Origin of the sequence: Microcystis sp. M179S2 (assembly GCF_020245805.1) — a bacterium.
In the GTDB taxonomy this organism is placed as follows: Bacteria; Cyanobacteriota; Cyanobacteriia; order Cyanobacteriales; family Microcystaceae; genus Microcystis; species Microcystis aeruginosa.
In genome coordinates, this window is the sequence record NZ_JADBUE010000301.1 from 1 (window position 1) to 21,569 (window position 21,569).

The following is a 21,569-nucleotide window of genomic DNA, read 5'->3' on the forward strand; positions in this document are numbered from 1 at the left end:
TCGACATAACCTATTCGTTTCGGCAAATTTCAGACTCTTATTCTGTTTTTTATCTATTAAGGACAGATTTTCAACAGTATCACCAAAAAACTCTTTTATTACGCTGGCAACACTATCTCCTTGTGGCGATCGCTGTCTCGTGAGAGTATTGGCAAAAATAAATAACCTTTTATTAGATCACGAAAGACTTTTGCAAGAGGTCTTATACTCGGTGTACTTCAAAATTAGATTGATTGCTCGAATACTTTAGCCATGAAAAAACTTCTTTCTCTGGCCACCCTAACTGTTCTCTTTTCTGTTTCTTTTGGGTTAACCTGGATGAAGCTGGGAAGTGCCAACGACGATGCCAAAATTGAGGCTCGTATTGCTGCTTGGGGTCGCAATTGCAAAAATGCCGTTGTTTCCCATATGGGAAGCGACGTTTCGATGTCCGATATTAATGTGACTCTCGGTGCAACACTTCAGTCTTCTATTGATGCGGGAGAAACAACACTCCAAGATATCAACCGAGGTGGATTAACCTACAATTGGTCTGTGCCGAAGAAAAAAGTCTCTGGTTACTGTAATACTGACGGGAAAGGCAATGTTACAGAGTTTAAATTAGACTAAACAAACCAAGAGTCCCCTTTTTCAGTGACAGGACTATCAAGGCTGCGTCACTCAAAACAGTATGGTTGGTATTGCAAGGTAAGGGTTAGCTTGTTGCAGGGGTCTCCCTTGCAAGGCATTTCCAGAGGTTCCACCTCTTGTATAACCTATCAGGGAAAGGAGGGAGACCCTCCCTTGTCTCATTCTAAGGTTCTATCTTGGTAATGAGACAAGACATCTCCAAAAATCTGTAATAAGGACTAGAAGTATCTAATTCCATTCTGCAAGCAGATCACAACATCTGCTCGAAAACCTGACAGACGCGGGGTTGAAAGCGCTGACGGTGTTTTATTTTTAAAAAAGGGCGCGTAAATTCGAGATAGCGAGGGGATAAACCGGAAGTATCGATGACTCGAATCGATCGCAATGTGCCTAATTCTAATTCCTTTTGAACCATCAATTCGGAAATGCCGGCAGCTGCCAAACTATTCTCGATGATTGCTTTCACCATTTCCCCCGTATTTAACAGCAAAGTCACCTTTAATGTCCGTAAATCGATGCCCCAATTCTGTAACGCTTCCTGGAATCTTTGTTGAGTTCCCGATCCCGATTCTCGCATTACCCAAGGGGTTTCCACTAATTCCGGCAATTCGATCGCTTCTCTTTTATACCAAGGATGAGAACGTCCGACAATAATTAATAGGCGATCGCTGCCGACGATCTCCTGTTCTAAACAATGTGTTAAATCACTCTTGACTTCTCCCTCGATTAATGCTAGGTCAAAACGTCCGTTAGCCGTACCCAGACAGATTTCTTCCGTATTAGCTAGGGTGCAGTTGATCTTAATTGCCGGATAGCGCTCCTGAAAATCGCTAATTTTTGCCGGGAGCCAATAGTTACCAATAGTCAAACTCGACCCTAATTGTAGTTCTCCCCGTTGCAAGTCGTTGAATTCCGCTAATCCCCTTTCTGTCAAAGTTACCTGGGTAAGAATGCGTTGCGCTTCTAATTGCAATAAACGTCCTGTTTCCGTGATCTCGATGTGACGACCGACGCGATGGAATAATTTCACCCCGTATTCACTTTCTAGGGAGGCAATAGCGGCACTGACGGCCGGTTGGGTGATATATAAAGCTTCTGCTGCTTTGGTGAAGTGGAGATGTTCGGCAGTCGCTAGAAAGATTTCCAATTGATCTAGGGTCATTCTGGCCATGGCAAGGGGTTTTTCGTCTCTATTGGTCTTTCCATCATTTTAATTTATTAAATCAACAAGAAAGAATATTTGATTTTATTAATAGCTCTTTCTAGAGTAGAAGTAGGGCGATCGAGACCAGAAGAGCCGATTAAGAAAAAAATCCCATGACTACCATGATTACTGCCATATCCACAGCAATAGCGGCCTTTATTGCCACTAATCTCGATGACATCCTGATTTTGACGATTCTTTTCGCCCAGGTCAATAAACTTTTTCGCCGTCGTCATATCGTTATCGGTCAGTATTTAGGCTTTATACTGCTGATTTTGGCGAGTTTAACCGGCTTTTTCGGGAGTTTCTTGATTCCGGCTCAGTGGATTCGTTTTCTCGGCCTGTTGCCGGTGATTTTCGGGATTCGGAGTCTCTGGCAGCGAGAAGAAACCGAGACGGATAATCCTCTGGAGATGGCTGTAGAATCAGCACCGTCTTCTCCTTTGCTGGCCTGGTTTTCCCCTCAAACCGGTGCTGTGGCGGCAATTACCATCGCCAATGGCAGTGATAATATCGGCATTTATCTGCCGCTGTTCGCTAGTAATACTTGGCCAAATTTAGTCACTATCGTCAGCGTTTTTCTGATCTTGGTGGGTGTTTGGTGTTTTACTGCTCATCAGTTGACTAAATTACCGGCGATCGCTAATTTAATTAGCAGTCACGGTAGCCACTTTGTCCCCTGTGTGCTGATCGGTTTGGGTGTGTTTATGATCAAGGAAAGTCTTCCCCTGGCTTTCTTGGCCCTATCCTTAAGCTATGGATGGACCCTTCTCCAGCAGCAAGCAGAATCTATTTAGGGTTTGCGGCAAAAAGTTTTTCCTGGGGGCAGGGTGTAGGGTGTAGGGTGTAGGGTGTAGGGTTTTACCCATTTTCAGGGAAAAAGTCCAGGGATTTTCCCCCCGATCACTCCAATGGCCGGTACTTTTGGATTTCAAAAAGGTCTAAAAGTCTTATCGAACAATGTTTTTAGATTTATTCAGCAAACCCTATTTGATTTTTGATTCAATACAAATACATCTAAAAAGAGATTTTAGATTTTTTCCATACCATCTATAACTCAAGTGCCATAGAATAACATCATCTTCTCAAACGATCAACTTGAAACCGACCCCTAGTCATCTCGATCATGTTATTTTTTCTCAAATCACCAGTGACGGAAAGCAAGACCAGCATTAAACCGAAAAAAGTCAATCCCAATCGAGTCCGCGATCATCTGGCCAATGAACGCACCTATCTGTCTTGGATGCGAACAGCGATCGCATTAATGGGTTTTGGTATGGTTATCCTGCGTTTACGGGCCTTTCATCCTCCTCTGGTTCCCCGGCCCGGTTATGGCTGGAAATTAGGCTTAATGTTTGCTTTAGTGGGTTTATTGACCGTATTTTTGACCACAGCCCATTATTTTACAGTCAGACGAGATATAGATGAAGATACCTACGAACCAGCCGATCGATGGGTGCTACTATTTAGTTTAGCGATCGTTATTCTCGGTGCGGGAATTATCTATTTTGTCGCCACCAGTCCCGATCTGTTGATAGGTAGTATGATGACTTTCGAGTGAACTTTGAGGATTAGGTGGGTTGCAGTAAGCGCCAACTGACCGTGACTAGAACCGTATAAAGCAGTATTTTTAGGGCATTTTTGGGGAAATATTCCGATAATCTTGCTCCCACTACTACCCCCGGTATCCCACCCAACCAGATGGGAAGTACCAGATTCCAGTCTACTGTTCCTAATCCCAGATGACCGATGGAAGTACAGGTTAAGAGGATGGACGCTTGCGATAGATCTGTACCGACTAATTTGCGAGAATCAAGGTGAAAAAAGGTCATCAAGACCAATGCAAATAAGGAACCACTGGAAATACTGGTTAAACCGACCAAATAGCCTAAAACTGCCCCTAATATCGTTGTTTTTATCTGACCCGATCGAGTGGTTAAATCTAATTTTGGCCAGGACCAAGGGGACAAATCGGGAAAAAACAAGGAGATTAGTAGTTCCAGGGCCGCTAGGACGGTCACGATCATCAAGACAAGACCGATGATAGGAGGCAACCATTGATCGAGATTGAGAGAGCTATTCTGCTGAAAATAGCGAAAACCGACTAATCCTAACAGAGAACCGGGTACACTGCCAATTACTAGCCATTTTACCACTTCTAACTCGATCGTTTGCTGTTGCCAGTGACGAACAGTGCCGACCACTTTCATCAACCCGGCCGCTACCACATCGGAACCCACTGCGGTGGTAGCGGGAACCTGAAATACAAAGATTAATAGGGGTGTAATCAAGGATGAACCGCCAATTCCCGTTAATCCCACGACAATTCCGATAAAAAAGCTAAATATTGTCAATAAAGAATAGTCCATTTTTGCCTCAGTTGTCTCTTTTCTCCGGTGTGTTTCTGGTGGTTAAGGGACAAAATTAGTTAATTAAGCCTTTAGAACCGACTAAAAGAGCAAAAAACAGTAATAGTAAGCTTTTATCGCTGTTTAATCTTTTAGTCTCCGTTTATAACCAGTAATCTCCCGAATCGAAACTTAATTTTCTTGCTATCTTGTAAAATGTAATTGTATTTTAATACGACTGCGATTAAATCATGGTTAAAATACGGTCAAACCCTATACATTTTTTTGCCAGAGGATTAGCTACCGTGAGCATCATCATCGAGCGAGTATCGAAAAAATTCGGCACCTTTACTGCTTTAGACAACATCAACCTAGAGATCAAATCGAATCGTCTGGTGGCACTGCTGGGGCCGTCCGGTTCAGGAAAAACCACTCTCCTGAGAGCGATCGCAGGATTAGAACCTCCCGACACAGGCAAAATTATCATCAATGGCAAAGACACAACCCATTTAAATGTCAGAAAAAGGAATATTGGCTTTGTTTTTCAGCATTATGCGCTTTTTAAACACCTGACGGTGCGTCAGAATATCGCTTTCGGTTTAAATATTCGCAAAGCTGCCCCGGACTACATTCAAAAACGAGTGGACAATCTCTTGAGTTTAATTCAATTGCAGGGATTAGGCGATCGCTATCCGGCCCAACTATCCGGGGGTCAACGTCAACGGGTTGCCCTGGCCCGGGCCTTAGCGGTGGAACCGGAAGTATTATTATTAGATGAGCCTTTTGGGGCCTTGGATGCCAAAGTTAGAAAAGAGCTACGGATTTGGTTGCGACAGTTACACGAGGAAGTCCATGTCACCAGTGTTTTTGTCACCCACGACCAGGAGGAAGCCATGGAAGTGGCCGACGAGATCGTAATTTTCAATGAGGGTAAAATCGAACAGGTGGGAACTCCCGATCAGGTGTACGATCATCCTGCCTCTGCTTTTGTGATGAGTTTTATCGGCCGGGTGAATGTTTTACCACCGACCTCGGCTGCACTATTCGAGCAGCTCGGAGGGGGTACTAACGGAGTCAAGATTTTCATTCGTCCCCACGACCTAGAAATTCTCTCTTTTCCCAATGGGTCTAGCATTGCGGCAAAAGTCGAGCGCATTATCCATCTGGGTTGGGCCATCGATGTGGAATTAATTCTACCCGATCGCTCTCTCCTGATTGCCCATCTGAATCGAGAACAACTGGATCAACTGCACCTCCAAGTCGGGGAGCAAGTTTATGTTCGTCCTCGGGATGCTCGCGTTTTTGCTTAAAAGTAAACGTTCCAAAACTCGATTAAATTCTGTGGTGCGATATAGAGTTTTTCTCCTTGTCCCAATAATAGACTTGTCGCACCCACAGCATCGCCATACATGGTGTGATCAGGTTCCGCACAAAGTCACAGGCACTCATCGTCATAGATACTATCGCGACTTACGGCATAGTCGGATAAAAGTGCGCTGCCTCGATCGTGACTACTTGCCCAATCCCGAAAAGCTTGCGCTCGTTCCGTCGGTGTTGCCGTCTCGTAAAAAGGTGTTTTTGGCTCTATCAGTTGTTTTAGCATTGTCTCCAAGAGAATTTCTACCTTTTCTGGTGATTGGTGACTAATTCTTGCCAAAATCTCGGCAATTGCCTTTAAATCTTGCTGATGGGCTTTTTTAAAGTCTAGCAGCATTTCCGCTCCCTCCCCATCTAGCGATCGCTGAGAAAAAGGAGTAATTTCCATAGATATTGCTCTCCTTGAAAACCGCTAAAACTTGATTCTGCCATAAAAACTTTTTTTAGAATAGATTGGGATCGACACCGATCGCCCCTTCACCGTCCGCATCTTGCAGGTTAGCACCGTCTAACCGAGCATTAGTGAGATTGGCCTTCTCTAAGTCAGCTTTTTGCAGATTGGCGTTGGTTAAGTTTGCTCCTTGCAGGTTGGCTTTTTCTAAATCTGCACCTAAGAGATTGGCCTTGCTTAAATCGGCTCCCGCTAGGAGAGTTTTGCCGAGGTCGGCTCCCCGGAGGTCAGTCCCTTTGAGGTTAGCACCTTGTAAGTTTGTTCTTTCTAGATCCGCTTGACTGAGGTTTGCTCCTTCTAGATTGGCCGAGGACAAGTTTAAATCTTTGAGGCTAATTCCGTTAAAGTCACAACCGACACAGGCGTTAGTTTCCTGTAGTTTTTGCAGATTATCGCCGGCAGCCGGCTCGACCAGAGTAATTTTTGCCGGTGCGCCGCCAGTGGGGGTAACGGCCCTAGCGATGGCAGGGTGGAAGCAAGAAAAAACTGTGATTAGCAATAGACAGAAGGCTGTCAGTAGCTTCGGTTTCATCGTTTTTGATCTCCTTGAGTGATCTTTTTGAGTCTCTGTTTTCACTCTAGGCAATGGCTTTAATAAAAACAAATATTCTTTGTTTTCAAATCCATAAATTCCCTTTATGCAAAGCCAAGAAAGTCCCTCGCCCTTTCATCACTTTTATTTATTAAAACCACAATTAAGAATATTTGCTTTTATGCTTGTCCCGTACCTAAGATGATAGTGTCCGGCCAAAATCCTGATCAAGGAGAGTGTGGTCAGCAATCTCACCCTCGATCGCAAGCTCAAGAACTTGACCTTCAATTTATACCGACAAAAAAATAGTCAAGAATCCTAGCAGGAAATACCAAGACGCATCTACAACGTCATAGGAGTAAAAATATAATTATATGTCCCCTCAAATTCTCGATATAGCTGAAAATCTCTCTCTAACCACTTGCGGCACTATTCTCACCCTGGCAGTCTTAGAAACCATTCTATCGGCCGATAATGCCGTCGCCCTGGCCGCTTTGGTGCGAGAACTTCCCGACCCCAGACAACAACGCCAGGCTTTAAACTGGGGATTGGCCGGGGCATTTGTGTTAAGAGTTGCCATGTTAGTCAGTGCCAGTTGGACAGTTAAATTCTGGCAGGTGGAGGTACTGGGTGCTATTTATCTGCTCTGGTTAGCGGGTAAGCATTTTTGGCAGAAATTTTTAGATATAGACATAGAAGACCAAAATTTTGCCCCTAATCTCGCCATAGAATCTTTTGGCCGTGTTATTGTTCTGATTGCTTTTACAGATCTGGCTTTTTCCCTCGATAGTGTGACAACAGCGATCGCCCTAGCCGATCAATTCTGGATTCTCCTGACTGGTGGTATTTTGGGAATGTTAGCCCTACGATTTTTGACCGGTTTATTTGTCAGGTGGTTAGCTGAGTTTGTTTACCTACAAGATGCGGCCTATCTGACGGTTTTAGCGGTAGGGGGAAGATTGTTGTTAAAAGCTTGTCAACCAACCTATTTGCCGCCAGAGTGGATGGTATTAATGATGGTGGCGGCCTCCTTAAGTTGGGGCTTTTCTAGGCGTGTTGTGGTGGAATAGTTCTGGCAGCAAGGGATTTTCTCAATTTTTTAGGAGCGTGTCAATCGTTATACTCCGGGACGACGGGCGACTGTGACATAATTTGTGACTAGGTACGGTAAGAGTCGCTAGTGAACCCCGTTAGCCTTGGAGACTTCCTTGCTAGACACCATTTCCACCCTATCCTCAAAACTAACAGCGATCGAATCCACGGGAAATCCTCTCCCGAAAGTTGCTACTTGTTCCTCCACCTGTCGTTACTGTCGGTTTTATAAGTTTCAGGGGAGAGGAAACGGCTATTGTCAACGCTTGGGAGTCCCTGTTCACAGTCATTGGCGCGCCTGTCCTTTAATTTGTCCACCTTTCGCCCCTTCCTGGGAAAGGTCGGAAAATGGGGAATTTTGAGTATTTATCTGGATTTTACCGCCTGTATCGAGCAATTTTTCCCCATCCCGCTCCCTGCGAGGATGGGGTTTTAATCGAAACCGATGCTTTCCACTCCACCGCTATCGGGACTGGTGGCGACAAAATAGAGAATTCCCGACCCTAGACAAGCGATCGCTATACTAAAGCAAATAATCCAGACTTGAGCAGGTTCGTAGCTATTACTATCGATCGCCCGACGGATGAGAAAATAGTGGCGCGTGGCGATGACAACGGTTAATAATCCCACCATAGCGAAGACAAAACCCAACAGCCACCCCAATCCTAGGGCTGTGGAAGATGCTGTCCGTAAACGCAAAATGACCAGACCAAAACCCATCAAAGCGATCGAGGCGCGCATCCAAGACAGATAGGTGCGTTCGTTGGCCGAATGATCTCGCCAGTAATCAGGGTTAAATTTCTGCTTTGTCTTTTGGGATTTAAACAGCATAGAGGAGTTCCTCGCAGTGAACTTCAATAAAATCAAGTATTCTTTCTTCTGGTTTTAATAAATTGTTTTTATCATCTAGTTTTTCGCTTATCTTTAACCAATTCAAGGGACTTGAGCAGATTATCATCCATAAATAGGGGAAGTTTACCGTCCCATCTTTCGATCGCTTTGTTCTGTAAAACTTCTGGACTTAAGGAATCTTGGAGAATGCGATGAGCTTCCGCCTCTCCCTTAGCCAGATTGATTTTTACTTCCGATTCTTTCAGAGCTTTCAGCACCATAAAACCGGCTTTTTTGGCCTCCTGTTCGGCAATTTGTTTGGCTTCCACCGCATCGGTAAAGCGATCGGAAAAATTGACATGAACCAAAGAAATATCATCGACACCGATATGATAATTTTTCATTCTTTCGGTCAAACGAATATCCACTTCCCCTTTCACCTCCTCCCGTTTAGTAATTAATTCTTCGGCGGTATATTTAGCCATAACTGCCTTGAGAATTTCCTCAACTGCTGGATCGATCACTCGTTCAATGACAGCCGCTTCATCGCCAATTTGTTGAAAAATAGTATTAACTTCTGATGCTAAAATATGCCAATTCATGGCCACATCTGTGAAGACTTCCTGTAGGTCTTTGGAGGAAGCTTCGGCCGCTATCTGTTGTTTTTGAATTCTCACACTTAGTTTTTTCACCGTGTTAACAACGGGAATAATCCCGTGAATACCCTCATTAAGTATTTTATCCTGTACTTGACCAAAGACCATTAAAACTCCTCTTTCTCCCGCATTGACAATCACGAAAGGATTAAAAATAATCGCCAAAATTAATAACAAAAAAAAGAGATTGCTTGGTCTAGCAAAAAGGCGAATTTTGAGCATTTTAATTGGTAATAGAGATAGTTTATGGGATGGGATTACAAATCAATAAAATGGCTGATTTTATCTATTTTAATAATTTTAGCAACTAGAAATAAAGGTAAACTTTGTTCTATATTATTTAGATAAATTCAGATTTAGTCTCGTTATTTTTTCGTTTTGGCTGATAAAAGATCGTGAAATAATTGTTTATTTGTAATTATCATATTCGCCGCTTAAATGTTTTAGTAATCATGAATTAAAACGATTATCTCGTTAGTTTTAGTCAGAAAGTTGGACAAAAAAGCATTTATTTATCCAAGAAAGGAATCGGGGTTATCCAGAAACAATTATCACAAAATTTCCCTTGTCTTAAATGGTACATTCTCATTCCACCAGTCTAGCTGGTACTTGCTTTTGTAGCAATTACCTTAACACAATCTAGTTTCGGCATAAAAGATATTCTGTATACAGGATATCTCGATAAATTGACTCGCAGAAATGGCTATGATAGAAAAATACAGTAAGCGAATAAGCCTACTGTACCCATTCCATCCCCTAATGAGGTCATTTAATCACCCTTTTTCCTCGATCGCACAGATCAAGGAATTTATCCTTTATTTCCCTCCCTGAGCGCCCATGTCTGACCGTTATCGTTTCGAGACGCTACAAGTACACGCCGGCCAGGAACCTGCCCCCGGAACCAACGCCCGCGCCGTTCCCATCTATCAAACCACCTCCTACGTTTTCAACGATGCCGACCACGGGGCGCGACTGTTTGCCTTGGAAGAGTTCGGCAACATCTACACCAGGATCATGAACCCGACCACCGATGTCTTCGAGAAGCGGATCGCCGCTTTAGAAGGAGGCGCGGCGGCCCTGGCCACCTCTAGCGGTCAGGCGGCGCAATTTCTAGCGATCGCTAATATCGCCGGTGCGGGGGATAATATCGTTTCCACTAGCTACCTCTACGGCGGAACCTATAATCAGTTCAAAGTCTCCTTACCACGTTTAGGAATAAATGTCAAGTTCGTCGATGGCGATGAGGCCGAGGCTTTTCGAGCGGCGATCGACGATCGCACTAAAGCTTTATATGTAGAGACGATCGGCAATCCCCGATTTAATATTCCCGATTTTGCCGCCCTGGCCCATATCGCCCACGAGAACGGCATTCCCCTGATCGTCGATAATACCTTCGGTTGCGGCGGCTATCTCTGTCGCCCGATCGAACAGGGGGCCGATATCGTGGTGCAATCGGCCACCAAATGGATCGGCGGTCACGGCACTTCCATCGGCGGAGTAATCGTCGATTCGGGTAAATTCGACTGGGGAAACGGCAAATTTCCCCAGTTTACCGAACCCGCGCCGGGTTATCACGGGTTGAATTTCTATGAGGTATTCGGACCGTCGGGCCCTTTGGGCAATATCGCCTTTATTATCCGGGCCCGGGTGGAGGGATTGCGGGACTTCGGACCCGCCTTGAGTCCGTTTAACGCATTTTTACTGCTACAGGGATTGGAAACCCTCTCCCTACGGGTCGATCGTCATGTATCCAACGCCTTGGCCCTAGGGAACTGGCTCAAAGAACAGCCACAGGTGGAATGGGTGGATTATCCCGGATTACCGGAACATCCTTACCACGAACGGGCGAAGAAGTACCTAAAACACGGCTTCGGCGGGGTTTTAGCCTTCGGGATTCGGGGCGGTTTCGAGGCCGGGCGGAATTTTATCAACCGGGTGAAACTCGCCAGCCATCTCGCCAACGTGGGGGACGCAAAAACCCTGGTTATCCATCCCGCCTCGACGACTCACCAGCAGTTAAACGAAGAAGAACAGCGATCGGCGGGAGTAACGCCCGAATTAATCCGCGTTTCCGTGGGTTTGGAACATATTGACGATATTATCGAGGATTTCCAGCAAACTTTCCAGAGTTTATAACCCACCACCCCGCCCATGGATCGCCTAGACTTGATCTCCCCGGAAACCCGTTTCTATTCCCCACCGCATCCTTTTGTTCTCGAATCGGGGGCGGTTCTCGAAAGGGTGCGGATCGCCTATCGAACCTGGGGAATTTTGAATAACAAGCGGGATAACGGGGTTATTGTCTGTCATGCCTTCACGGGATGGGCCGACGTGGAAGCTTGGTGGGAACCTTTGTTAGGAACCGGACGCGTTCTCGATCCGACCCGGGATTTTATTGTCTGTAGCAATATTCTCGGCAGTTGCTACGGGACAACCGGCCCCACTTCGATCGATCCCCGTACCGGTAAACCCTACGGCCCGACTTTCCCGGAGATTACCGTCCGGGATCTGGTTCACCTACAACGGCTGTTGGTGGACGCATTGGGGATCGAGTCTTTGCGGTTGGTGATCGGGGGATCCTTGGGAGGGATGCAGGTTTTGGAGTGGGCGCTACTGTACCCGGAGAAGACGCGCTCGATCGCTGTGATTGCGGCTTCGGGACGACATTCGGCTTGGTGTATCGCGCTGGGAGAGGCTCAAAGGGGGGCGATCTACGCCGATCCCCATTGGCAAGGGGGAAATTATGCGCTCGATCGCCCTCCGGCCCGGGGTTTATCGGCAGCCCGGATGATGGCGATGACTACCTACCGATCGCACGCCAGTTTTGAGTCCCGTTTCGGCCGCGAGTACGGGGAGGGGGGAGAGTTTACGATCGCCCGCTATTTAGAATATCAGGGAAAAAAGTTAGTCGAACGTTTTGACGCCAATGCTTATATCACCCTAAGTAGGGCGATGGATCGTCATGATGTCACCCGGACGGGAAAAAGTTACGAATCGGTTTTACAGTCGATTCAACAACCGACGGCGATCGTGGCGATCGATTCGGATCTTCTTTATCCTCCCGTAGAACAAGAGGAGTTGGCGAAATACATCCCCAATTCTGAATTATTCTGGTTGCGATCGCCGCACGGTCACGACGCATTTTTAATGGATGGCGATATGGATGCGTTGAATGATCTTCTCGTCACTTTCGGGAATGGGTGAACAACGGGCAATGGTCGCGGGTTGGGGATGGTCGGGTAGAAGGTGCTTGCGGTACTATGGTCTATAGCCGGATAGAGAGCGCACGCATCTATGCAAAAAATTATCATTAAAAATTTCGGAGCGATCGAGTACGCTGAAATCGAGATTAAAAAGGTTCTAGTTTTAATCGGTGAACAGGCAAGCGGCAAGAGTACGATCGCTAAATTGATTTATTTTTTTAAATCATTAAAAGAAAATCTAAAATCTGAAAGTTTTTTATTCGCCCAAGAAAAAATACCGAAATATACAGATATTGATACTTATTTTAGAGAATTTATAAAAATAAAGTTTTATGATTTTTTTGGTTCTACGCTCAATTTTTTGAATTTTGAGGTTAGATTTTATTATAGTTTTCAAAAAAATAGATATATACAATTGAATCTTGATTTAAATAAAAATTTATGCTTAATATTTAGCGAAAAATTTTTAGATGAACAGTTCAAAAACGGTTTTGCAGATTATATTAATTTGTCCAAAAAAAATATTGATAACTCCGAAAAACCATATATCAAAATAGATAATTTGACCCAGTATAGTTTATCCTATCAATATCTATCAAAGTTATTGAATAATTTATTTGAAAACGAGCAAGAAGATTTACTATTTATAATTGCTGGAAGAAATGCAACGGTAACTTATTCTGACTTATTTGAGAAATATTTATTTGCAAGTATTGAAATTGATTTAAAAGAAAATAGTAAAAAATATTTTGCTAACAAACTGCAAATGATAGATGAATTTTTAATGCTACAATTTATAGAAAAAGTGGAACTTATTAAACAAATTTTTAGAAAATTTTCTGGCTTTGATGGATTAATTAACTATCAGGCAAATAAAAAAGGAATTGAGTATTTAAGAGTGATAAAAAATAAAATAGATTTAATATTAAAAGGTGAATACTTAATTGGCAATTCTGAAGAAAAGATTATATTTAACAAAAACGAGCGATATTCTATTGATCTTCGTAATGCTTCATCTGGTCAGCAGGAATGTATTAGAATTTTACAGGACATCTTTTTAAATATTATTTATGGTTCGATAATTTTGAGAATTATAGAGGAACCAGAAGCGCATTTATTTCCAGTTGCCCAAAAACATTTAATTGAATTATTAGCGATAATGGTTAATCGGAATGAAGATAATCAATTAATTATCACTACCCACAGTCCTTATATTTTATCGGTTTTTAATAATTTACTATTCGCCAAAAGAGTTGTTGAAAAAAATCCATCGGCACAGTCTGAAGTGTCGGAAATAATACCAGAAGATTACTGGTTGAATGCGGCTGAATTTTCGGCGTACTCTCTAGGAAATCAATCTTTAGACGAAGAGGCTAATTATTGTGAATCTATTTTTGATAGTAACACGGGATTGATCGCTCAGAATTATCTAGATACCGTATCCGAAATGATGGGAGGGGAATTTAATAAGCTATATAATATTCACGCTAGAACGTTTAAACGCAAATGACAGAGTTTAACGAAATCAAAGGCCATCTATCCCAAAAAATAGACAAACTCGATCAATTTATACAAATCGAGGAGAGAGAGGAGTTTCTAATTATAGACTACAATGGTCAGTCTTTTATCATTATCGATATTCTCGTGAATTCGACTTGTACTATTCACTTGAACGATGAGGACATTTTAATTAACGATTTCGACGACACTAAAACATTCAAGGTTAGCGATAATACAATAATTGGTTTTATCCCGATCGATGGTAAGAAAGGTTTTTTAGGCTATGGAACTTCCCATTGTGATTGTGTATTTTTCGATAAAAGTGATTTCTGCTTTGTCGAATTTAAATTCAATGCAACCAGCGCCAAAAAAGTTACTGAAAATCGTTGTAAAGCGATCAATCAATTAAGCAACACGATCAGTTATTTCGACGCAAGGCTGGACAAAAACTATCTAGACTTGAATCTAGAGGCGTATGTCTGTACACCCGAATTTTATCCTAGAGATGATGCGACTTGGAAATCTCTAGCGATCGAGTTTCTAGAAAATTACGGGATCGCGCTTTTCGAGAAAACGTATAAAATCTGTAAATAATAGTGCATTGGCTTTATATTTTCTGTTGTGTATTGCGGCGATTTTTCGCTACCAGTTCGGGAAAATGACTTAAATCCTCGATCGAACGCGGTGCGGGATAAATTTCTCCCGGTTCGGCCGTCACCCGATCGAGATAAATTTGAAAGGCCCTCTCGTCCTCTCTATGTTCGAGAATATAGGCTCGCAATTCTTCGCGACTCATCGATTCAAACTCGCGTTTTATCATACATACCTCCAATCGCCATTTTTAAAAATAATAATTTCTTGCTCTTCCCCAGCGAGAAAAAAGATATTTCCCGTTCTTTCGTCAATCCGAACAATATTAACGGGCAAATACATCTTCGTTGCCCAATAACTTAAAATAAAACAGGTTAGCTGTTGCGCGGCAGTAGGAATGGGCTTTTACTCCTCCAGTGTTTCGTTATCCAGTGTAGCGCAGGACCGACGGGGCGATCAATCGCTTGCCCGTTTAAATCTGATAATCCATGACGAAAACCACCTTACCACCCCGTGCGTTGGCACTTAAGGCCGCAGTCATCTTCTTGGGATAGGGTAGATTGAGATTATTCATCAACTCCACAAAGTCCTCGCGGTCGCGGCTGGCAAAACGGGGATTCCAGCGCTTTTCCTCACCGATCGAGGAGACCGTTCTTCCCAGATAATCGTGACAGGGATAAACAAGCGTATCGTCCGGGAGAGTGAATAACTTCTCCGTCACCGTCTTGTATAGCACCTCCGGCGAACCCTTCTGAAAATCGGTACGACCGCAACCGCGAATTAAGAGTGCATCCCCCGTTAATAGGCGTTTTTCATCGATGAGATAGGCTATATGACTATCGGTGTGGCCTGGAGTTGCGATCGCTTTTAGCTGCTGACCTGCCACGGTCCAGAGGTCGCCATCGCGCACATAACCATCGATATCGCTCACTTCCGCGTTTTCGGGAACGAGGATCGAACAGTTGGTTAACTCCCGTAAGCGGTGCGCTCCGGTGATATGGTCGGCGTGGACATGGGTTTCCATCGTGTAGCCTAGAGTTAACCCCAACTGCCAAAGAATCTGCCGATCGCGATCGACCTGTTCGAGGACCGGATCGATTAAAATCGCCTCCCCCGTACCCGAATCAGCGATCAGATAGGTGTAGGTACTCGATTCCCTATCGAAAAGCTGGCGGAAAATCGGCACTGCCGGCCCGAATGCGATCGAGTAGGCCGTGGGGAGAGAAATTCTCTCTTTCAGCGATCGCAACAAATCCCGGGCCAGTTCGGCCGCCTGTAAACGCAGTTCGGGAATGGCGGTGGTTTCCCAGAGATCGCCTTTGCGGGGATTTCCCAAAGTGTAGAGGGTTGGCGATGCCGTACCGTCTGGCCTGAGAATCGCCCCGTTGTCCGCGGTTTCGATGCCACAATTCAAAGGATGGGGACGGATTAACCCCCGTTGGCGAAGATGAACGACGAGGGGATCGGTTATGGTCGCGTAATCGTTACCCGCGCCGGTACAGTTAATAATTCGATCGACGGTTAGGTTTAAGAGGTTTCCCGTCCCCCGTTGACGGATAGTAACCTCTACACAGCCGTTTTTAACCTCAGCACTTTCAATTCTTCCCCCATGATAGGTTAATTGTCGCGATTCTACGGCCTCATCGAGGATACTGGCGATCTCGTCGGCGAGGCGATGGCGAAGAACCTCCCAATAGGCTTTCAGGTGGCGTAGAAATCTGGCGCGTTCCCCTATCGGCAGACAATGCCATAGACCTTGAGATATCGGGCGTAAGGCGTTTAAAACGGCCCGCCAGTCGTGACCTTGACTCTCGGCGGTTTTTACCTCCGCGCGAATCCGCCCTAGGAGTCCCCGGGTGGTCTGGGGCGCGGTTTCGAGGGTGAGGAACGGGGGATAGGGATCGGTGGGTCGGTGCGATCGAGGGATCAGGCCATGACGGGAAACTGCGTGGATTTTGCCCGTGAATCCCCTTTGTGCCAGGGAAACCACCATATCCACCATCGTTAACCCCGTACCGACGAGCAGCACCGTCCCGTCGGGTTTTAGCTCGGCGAGTGTGTCCGTCTCCCAAGCGTCGCGGAGATAGAGGGAATTGAGAGACGCGAGGGGTTGGGGAACCGTTGCGGGAAAATTGCCCAGCGCCAGAACTACTTTAGCGGCGCTGATTTTCTTGCCTCCTTTGAGGGTAATCGTCGCCTTTTCCCCGTCGAGTGCCAGATCGATCGCCGCATCGGTAAACGTTTCCAGACGGTGATCGGCAATGGCGTTGTCCCGCGCTTCTTCTAGGATCGAGCGGATGTATTTGCCGTACACTAGACGCGGTACGAAGCTGGCCGGATCGATCGATCGATAGCCGTTATCTGCTAACCAGTGGAGGAAATGTTCGGGATCGTCCTCGAAGGCGCTCATTTTGCCTGCGGGAATATTGAGCAGGTGGCCGCTATCTCGCGTTCCGTAGGCGATCCCTGTACCGAGGGGTTTTCGGCGCTCGATCAGGGCGATCGATAATGGAGTCCCTGTGTCGCGCAACAGGTTCGCTGTCACGAGGGAGCCACTAAATCCTCCCCCGATAATGGCGATGTCGAAAGTTGCAGAAAATTGATTCCGGTCAATGTAGCTCATAGATAAGGGGTATGGTAAGGGTGTCCTTGGGGAGAAAAGAAGCGTTTGGTTGAGCATTTAGGTTATCAATAGGCGATGCCCATTTGTTGAAAAATAGTATTAACTCGCCGGTTTTTGCAGGAAGCTTCGGCCGCTATCTGTTGTTTTTTAATTCTCATAACAAATCCTTTTATAACTTTTCAAGAGAACGTAGGTTGGGTTGAAGCATGAAACCCAACGCCTGCTCATGTTACGCTACCGCTAACCCATCCTACAAATAATTTTACCTCCCTACTTAAAAGACGATTTTTAGGCATTCTTGGTTAATACATGAAAAATAAACGATAGGATTTGCTGTCAATTAAGATATAAATCCCTAGAATAATATAGATAAAAGGACTAATTTTATGTCCGTAGTTTGTAACCACTTTAGCTATCCTGGGATGGGTAATCAAAAAATAGGCTAGGGCGCACCAAATCCCCATCATGAGATAAAAAATTATCATGATAATTAAGACGTGCATCGGGGAATTATTGGCAAAAAGAGAGGTATAGATACCAATATTATCACCGCCGTTAGCCACGGTCACGGCAGCGATGTAATAGGTTTGGGAGGGAAAACGAGGAACAAAGGAGCGATTTTTAGAATAATTAACATCTTCTCTTACTTCTTGAATGTAATCCTCATTTTCCCTTGACAAAAGTTGTTTAATGCCGATAATTAGAGGGATAAATCCTAATAGACCAATCCATTCTTTAGAAACCAGTAACCCAAATAGTAACCCGAGGGAACTAGCTAGGAGAATCAGGGTAAAACCGAGGTATTGACCAACAATCAGGTGTCGAGGTCGAAAATTAGCATTAAGTCGCGAGAAAAACAACATTAGCACCATCAGATCATCGAGATTTGTGGCTACAAAACTCGTCACGCTAGTAATTAAAAGGGCTACTAACCAATTCATAGATTGAAAAAAGAGATAATCCTTCCCATTCTAAATCTCGTAGTGCCAGATTTCCTCCTCTCGTAAAAGAAGACGATGGACGGGAAGACGTTCCACGGCCCCTTGTTGTTCAAGATGATTAAGTGCGCGGGTAATTGTGACTCTAGTAGTTCCTAATAAGTCAGCGATATCCTGATGAGTTAGACGCACATCAATTAATTGTCCGGTACCAGTTTGTTTACCAAATTGATTGCCTAACCATGACAGTAATTTCACAACCATAACATCAGTACGTTTGTAGCTACGAATAATACTTAGTTCTTGTGCTTGCTGAAGATGAGACAGCAGAATTTCTGCCATTTGATAACTCTCAACTGTGGAAAAGGAAACTGCTTGTACTGGAGTGATGCACTCAACTTGATAGGGATTGACTCTCTCTAGGGTTTTGCCAACAAAATTGCCAGGTCCCCACAATCCCAAGACGATCAGGGTTCCATCTTCTAACCAGGTGGAGGTTTTCACGACTCCACTCTCGATTTTCCAGAAATTAGGGTTTCTCAGGGGCAAAATCGCCCGATTATCAAAGTGCCAGCGATGGGGGGTTGGTGGTTGATAGGTAAGCGTCATGATTGATAATTAATTTTGATTAGGTACTTAGCTAGTCAAAAGCACAAGGCCGTCGAGAAAGAAGCTTTTTAGACGAGTTAAGGTTTTTTTGAAGAATTTTGGGGTAAAAACGATAATTACCCCAAAAAAGACCGATTGTATGCCCTTGCAAGCCCTATTTATTTCGGGGTGCTAGTCTTCTCCAGTTCCGTTGTGGCCGAGGAGATCAGTTCTTGCCAAGCTCGATCGCTTTCCTGTAGAGTCTGTTTAACCGCGTCGATGGTCTTTTCTACGCGAGTTTTCAGGAAAGGGGAAGCATTGTCTTTGAGTCGTTCGGTGTCGTCGGCTAAGATATCGATCGTCTCGGAGGTATTAACGAGGCTATTTTCTAGGGTAATAAGGTTGTTTTGCAGGGTTTCACTGAGTTTAGCCCCAGATTTGGTCAATTTTTTCGTAAATTTACTCACTTTTTCCCCTAGATCGTCAATATTATCCGCTAAGTCCTCTAGGTTGTCCTGTTGAGCTTCGATAATCTTCTTGTCGAGAGAAGGAGCGGCTAGTTGAGCCTTTAGGTCATCGATAGCCGATTTTGTCGCTTGGATGGCTTTTTCATAGGCAATTTGGGCATCTTCCAGAATTTTTGGGCTAGAAACCTCATTTTTTTTCTTGACTGGTTCCACCACAGTGCCACCCGTTGCCGTGGCACGGTCGATGACGGCCAACTGTTCGGGGAGTAGCGGCAAGGCGATCGCATTTCCTCTTCCCCCTAGGAGCAAAGTGACAGTTAAGAGGAAAATCAGCAGCCGGAAAACTTGATTTTTGAGGCTTTGAAAGCTCTTATTTCGGTTGATCATAGTTGAATTTTCTCCTGTTTAGAAAAGTGGTTACTCTGTCTAAATATTATCACATAAAATTTTTGTTTTGTATTTGTTTATAATAAATTTTATGAAAAATTTATTATATTTTTTTGACCAATAAATTGCAGAAAAAACATAATCTTTTCGAGGTAAAAGCCAGTAAATAAAAGCTTTTGCCCTCTCAAGAAAAATTAATTTTTATCACTTTTTTTATTAATGAGATGCTGAATTATCCGATGGATTTATTTCTTGATTAATCGTAGATATTTTCTTACGACCTTTAATATATTTGCCTAAAGATTTATTTTTCTTAAGTCGTTTAATGCCACTTAAAGTGCACAGAGAGAATAGAGTTCCCACCAGAACCATCTGCCATAAACCGCAACCAGAAGCCGCGCCTAATCCTGCCGCTAACCAGATAGTCGCCGCCGAAGTCAAACCTTTCACTTGTACCTTATTTAGTTCCCGATGGGATTGTTGTAGGATGATTCCCGCCCCTAAAAAACCGACACCAGAAGCGACCCCTTGAATAGTGCGACTGAGAGCATTAGAAGACGCATAACCCACATCTCCTTCCGCTTGTAGGGGAATCATCACGAACATGGCAGCCCCGAGACTAACGATGATAAAAGTTCTCAATCCAGCCGGACGACCGCCTCGCTGTCGGTTATAACCAATCAGACAGCCGACGGCCATAGCCATACTGAGCCGAAAAATAATCGTTTGCCAATCTTCCGAGTCAAAAAACATTGTTTAACCCATCAAATGAGATAAAAACTTCGCCTAACCAATCAAAGCCCTTTCCATCTCCCGCTTTAAATCGTTTCTATTCTCGATCCCGATCGATAATCGTAGTAAAGCCGGTGTTATAGGTGGAAGTGAGATCAATGGGAACCGTTACCGCACCATGGCTAGAGTCTGGTTCTTGCCCCCCATGAATTGCCCTCGTTGCAAATTCCATCAATTTATTTTCCTATTAGTCGATATCTTCGAGGTCTTTAAACAGGGCCGTGCTGAGGTAACGTTCCCCGAAACTAGGCTGAATCATGACGATTAATTTATCTTCGTTTTCGGGTCTTTTGCCCACCTGAATCGCCGCCCATAAAGCCGCCCCGGCCGAGATGCCCGATAGTAGTCCCTCCTGACGGGCTAACCGTCGCGCGTAGGCGAAAGCGTCCGTATCATCGACGATAATCACCTCATCGATCAATTCCGGTCGGAAAATTGCCGGGATAAAACCAGCGCCGATGCCTTGGATTTTGTGCGGCCCCGGTTGTCCCCCCGATAAGACGGGACTATTAGAGGGTTCAACTGCGATCGCTTGAAATTGGGGACGACGGGGTTTAATGGTTTCGGCAATACCGGTAATGGTTCCCCCGGTTCCCACGCCACCAATAACGATATCTACCAGGCCGTCGGTATCGGCCCAGATTTCCTCGGCGGTGGTTTCCCGGTGAATTTTCGGGTTGGCCGGGTTGCGGAACTGTTGCAAACTATAGGCGTTGGGGGTATTTTCGACTATTTCCTCAGCCCGGGCGATCGCTCCTTTCATGCCTTGGCTACCCGGGGTTAACTCTAATTGCGCCCCGTAGGCTTTTAACATCGCCCGTCGTTCTAAACTCATGGTTTCGGGCATAGTCAGGACTAAGCGATAGCCTTTGGCCGCCGCTACCATGGCCAGGGCGATGCCGGTATTACCGGAAGTGGGTTCCACCAGAATTGTTTTATCGGGGTGAATTAGTCCGGCGGCTTCAGCGTCCTCCACCATACTGACCCCAATGCGATCCTTAACCGAGGCGGCGGGGTTCATACTTTCCAGTTTGACGACGATGCGGGCTTTTACTCCCTCTGCTACTGGGATTCGATTCAGTTGGACTAGGGGTGTCCGTCCTACCAATTGGGTGATGTCTCTTGCGATCGGCATAATCCCACTTGCTTTGTATTTGTTGGCTATTTTTGATTATATATGTATTTAAGATGTTTTACAATACTTTTTAAGTCAGAGTACACTGCAAAATGCTGGTGTTGGCACCTCTGATCACAACGTCGGCGGGGATAATCCCTGTCGATTTTTTTGCCTTGCCACTTTTTTTGTATATCGAAGCACAATCGGTAAAATTGTCTTGGGAAATTTCTCTTAATTTAGTT

At 44.7% G+C, this 21,569-nt stretch carries 25 protein-coding genes and 1 pseudogene; 10 read left to right on the forward strand and 16 right to left on the reverse strand.

What is annotated here, in order from left to right; all coding sequences use genetic code 11:
* Window positions 1-252: 252 nt before the first annotated feature.
* Window positions 253-609, forward strand: a complete 357-nt coding sequence (locus IM500_RS18270) for a hypothetical protein (protein WP_190718049.1) — start codon at window positions 253-255, stop codon at window positions 607-609.
* 271 nt (window positions 610-880) lie between these two features.
* Here IM500_RS18270 and IM500_RS18275 read toward each other — a convergent pair whose 3' ends face one another.
* Window positions 881-1,801: a LysR substrate-binding domain-containing protein gene (locus IM500_RS18275; protein ID WP_190718047.1), complete on the reverse strand. Its 921-nt coding sequence runs from the start codon at window positions 1,799-1,801 to the stop codon at window positions 881-883.
* A gap of 146 nt (window positions 1,802-1,947) precedes the next feature.
* On the opposite strand from IM500_RS18275, the gene IM500_RS18280 reads away from it, so the two are divergent.
* Both IM500_RS18280 and IM500_RS18285 read left to right on the forward strand, forming a co-directional pair.
* Window positions 1,948-2,631, forward strand: a complete 684-nt coding sequence (locus tag IM500_RS18280; protein WP_190718044.1) for a cadmium resistance transporter — start codon at window positions 1,948-1,950, stop codon at window positions 2,629-2,631.
* 329 nt (window positions 2,632-2,960) lie between these two features.
* Window positions 2,961-3,395 (forward strand): YidH family protein, encoded by a 435-nt coding sequence (locus IM500_RS18285; protein WP_002782490.1) that lies wholly within the window; start codon window positions 2,961-2,963, stop codon window positions 3,393-3,395.
* 10 nt (window positions 3,396-3,405) lie between these two features.
* Here the strand turns inward: IM500_RS18285 and IM500_RS18290 are convergent, their stop codons facing one another.
* Complete coding sequence (locus IM500_RS18290; RefSeq protein WP_147073092.1) at window positions 3,406-4,203, reverse strand: sulfite exporter TauE/SafE family protein; 798 nt, start codon at window positions 4,201-4,203, stop codon at window positions 3,406-3,408.
* Window positions 4,204-4,487: 284 nt separating this feature from the next.
* Here IM500_RS18290 and IM500_RS18295 point away from each other — a divergent pair, with 284 nt between their 5' ends.
* A complete protein-coding gene (locus IM500_RS18295; protein WP_287739271.1) occupies window positions 4,488-5,492 on the forward strand; it encodes a sulfate/molybdate ABC transporter ATP-binding protein in 1,005 nt (334 codons plus the stop codon).
* Between the two features lie 125 nt (window positions 5,493-5,617).
* On the opposite strand, the gene IM500_RS18300 is transcribed toward IM500_RS18295, so the two are convergent.
* Both IM500_RS18300 and IM500_RS18305 read right to left on the reverse strand, forming a co-directional pair.
* Window positions 5,618-5,947, reverse strand: coding sequence for a hypothetical protein (locus IM500_RS18300; RefSeq protein WP_002762669.1), 330 nt, complete (start codon window positions 5,945-5,947; stop codon window positions 5,618-5,620).
* A gap of 55 nt (window positions 5,948-6,002) precedes the next feature.
* Window positions 6,003-6,542, reverse strand: coding sequence for a pentapeptide repeat-containing protein (locus IM500_RS18305; protein ID WP_190718036.1), 540 nt, complete (start codon window positions 6,540-6,542; stop codon window positions 6,003-6,005).
* Between the two features lie 374 nt (window positions 6,543-6,916).
* Here IM500_RS18305 and IM500_RS18310 point away from each other — a divergent pair, with 374 nt between their 5' ends.
* Window positions 6,917-7,612 (forward strand): TerC family protein, encoded by a 696-nt coding sequence (locus IM500_RS18310; protein WP_190718033.1) that lies wholly within the window; start codon window positions 6,917-6,919, stop codon window positions 7,610-7,612.
* A 138-nt stretch (window positions 7,613-7,750) separates the two neighbouring features.
* Window positions 7,751-7,996: a hypothetical protein gene (locus tag IM500_RS18315; RefSeq protein ID WP_242034474.1), complete on the forward strand. Its 246-nt coding sequence runs from the start codon at window positions 7,751-7,753 to the stop codon at window positions 7,994-7,996.
* 70 nt (window positions 7,997-8,066) lie between these two features.
* Here IM500_RS18315 and IM500_RS18320 read toward each other — a convergent pair whose 3' ends face one another.
* Window positions 8,067-8,465 (reverse strand): YidH family protein, encoded by a 399-nt coding sequence (locus IM500_RS18320; RefSeq protein ID WP_190718031.1) that lies wholly within the window; start codon window positions 8,463-8,465, stop codon window positions 8,067-8,069.
* A gap of 71 nt (window positions 8,466-8,536) precedes the next feature.
* Window positions 8,537-9,343, reverse strand: coding sequence for a prohibitin family protein (locus tag IM500_RS18325; RefSeq protein WP_072927402.1), 807 nt, complete (start codon window positions 9,341-9,343; stop codon window positions 8,537-8,539).
* 615 nt (window positions 9,344-9,958) lie between these two features.
* On the opposite strand from IM500_RS18325, the gene IM500_RS18330 reads away from it, so the two are divergent.
* The 4 genes from IM500_RS18330 to IM500_RS18345 all read left to right on the forward strand — a co-directional run bounded on the left by IM500_RS18330 (window position 9,959) and on the right by IM500_RS18345 (window position 14,418).
* A complete protein-coding gene (locus tag IM500_RS18330; RefSeq protein WP_072927404.1) occupies window positions 9,959-11,257 on the forward strand; it encodes an O-acetylhomoserine aminocarboxypropyltransferase/cysteine synthase family protein in 1,299 nt (432 codons plus the stop codon).
* 15 nt (window positions 11,258-11,272) lie between these two features.
* Complete coding sequence (metX, locus tag IM500_RS18335; RefSeq protein ID WP_190718026.1) at window positions 11,273-12,325, forward strand: homoserine O-acetyltransferase MetX; 1,053 nt, start codon at window positions 11,273-11,275, stop codon at window positions 12,323-12,325.
* A 90-nt stretch (window positions 12,326-12,415) separates the two neighbouring features.
* Window positions 12,416-13,834, forward strand: coding sequence for an AAA family ATPase (locus IM500_RS18340; protein ID WP_287739272.1), 1,419 nt, complete (start codon window positions 12,416-12,418; stop codon window positions 13,832-13,834).
* Window positions 13,831-14,418, forward strand: a complete 588-nt coding sequence (locus IM500_RS18345; RefSeq protein WP_002795956.1) for a hypothetical protein — start codon at window positions 13,831-13,833, stop codon at window positions 14,416-14,418. The genes IM500_RS18340 and IM500_RS18345 overlap by 4 nt, the downstream gene beginning before the upstream one ends.
* Before the next feature lie 13 nt (window positions 14,419-14,431).
* Here IM500_RS18345 and IM500_RS18350 read toward each other — a convergent pair whose 3' ends face one another.
* The 10 genes and pseudogenes from IM500_RS18350 to cysK all read right to left on the reverse strand — a co-directional run bounded on the left by IM500_RS18350 (window position 14,432) and on the right by cysK (window position 21,345).
* Window positions 14,432-14,644 (reverse strand): DUF6887 family protein, encoded by a 213-nt coding sequence (locus IM500_RS18350; RefSeq protein ID WP_190718019.1) that lies wholly within the window; start codon window positions 14,642-14,644, stop codon window positions 14,432-14,434.
* On the reverse strand, window positions 14,641-14,814 hold the full coding sequence (locus tag IM500_RS24855) for a DUF6888 family protein (RefSeq protein WP_373276090.1): 174 nt from the start codon (window positions 14,812-14,814) through the stop codon (window positions 14,641-14,643). Before IM500_RS24855 ends, IM500_RS18350 begins: the two co-directional genes overlap by 4 nt.
* Before the next feature lie 73 nt (window positions 14,815-14,887).
* On the reverse strand, window positions 14,888-15,601 hold the full coding sequence (locus IM500_RS24860; protein ID WP_287739285.1) for an MBL fold metallo-hydrolase: 714 nt from the start codon (window positions 15,599-15,601) through the stop codon (window positions 14,888-14,890).
* Between the two features lie 957 nt (window positions 15,602-16,558).
* Window positions 16,559-17,095 (reverse strand): annotated as a pseudogene (locus IM500_RS24865) (FAD/NAD(P)-binding protein); the annotation flags it as partial.
* A gap of 245 nt (window positions 17,096-17,340) precedes the next feature.
* Complete coding sequence (locus IM500_RS18365) at window positions 17,341-17,979, reverse strand: cadmium resistance transporter (RefSeq protein ID WP_016516223.1); 639 nt, start codon at window positions 17,977-17,979, stop codon at window positions 17,341-17,343.
* A 30-nt stretch (window positions 17,980-18,009) separates the two neighbouring features.
* Window positions 18,010-18,585 (reverse strand): Crp/Fnr family transcriptional regulator, encoded by a 576-nt coding sequence (locus tag IM500_RS18370; protein ID WP_016516224.1) that lies wholly within the window; start codon window positions 18,583-18,585, stop codon window positions 18,010-18,012.
* Between the two features lie 158 nt (window positions 18,586-18,743).
* The gene (locus tag IM500_RS18375; RefSeq protein WP_002762684.1) at window positions 18,744-19,418 is read right to left on the reverse strand and encodes a hypothetical protein; all 675 of its coding nucleotides are present in this window, start codon (window positions 19,416-19,418) and stop codon (window positions 18,744-18,746) included.
* Window positions 19,419-19,634: 216 nt separating this feature from the next.
* Window positions 19,635-20,171, reverse strand: coding sequence for an MgtC/SapB family protein (locus tag IM500_RS18380; RefSeq protein ID WP_002762685.1), 537 nt, complete (start codon window positions 20,169-20,171; stop codon window positions 19,635-19,637).
* Window positions 20,172-20,247: 76 nt separating this feature from the next.
* A complete protein-coding gene (locus tag IM500_RS18385; RefSeq protein ID WP_277925583.1) occupies window positions 20,248-20,382 on the reverse strand; it encodes a hypothetical protein in 135 nt (44 codons plus the stop codon).
* A gap of 15 nt (window positions 20,383-20,397) precedes the next feature.
* Window positions 20,398-21,345, reverse strand: a complete 948-nt coding sequence (cysK, locus tag IM500_RS18390) for a cysteine synthase A (RefSeq protein ID WP_016516226.1) — start codon at window positions 21,343-21,345, stop codon at window positions 20,398-20,400.
* Window positions 21,346-21,569 lie beyond the last annotated feature (224 nt).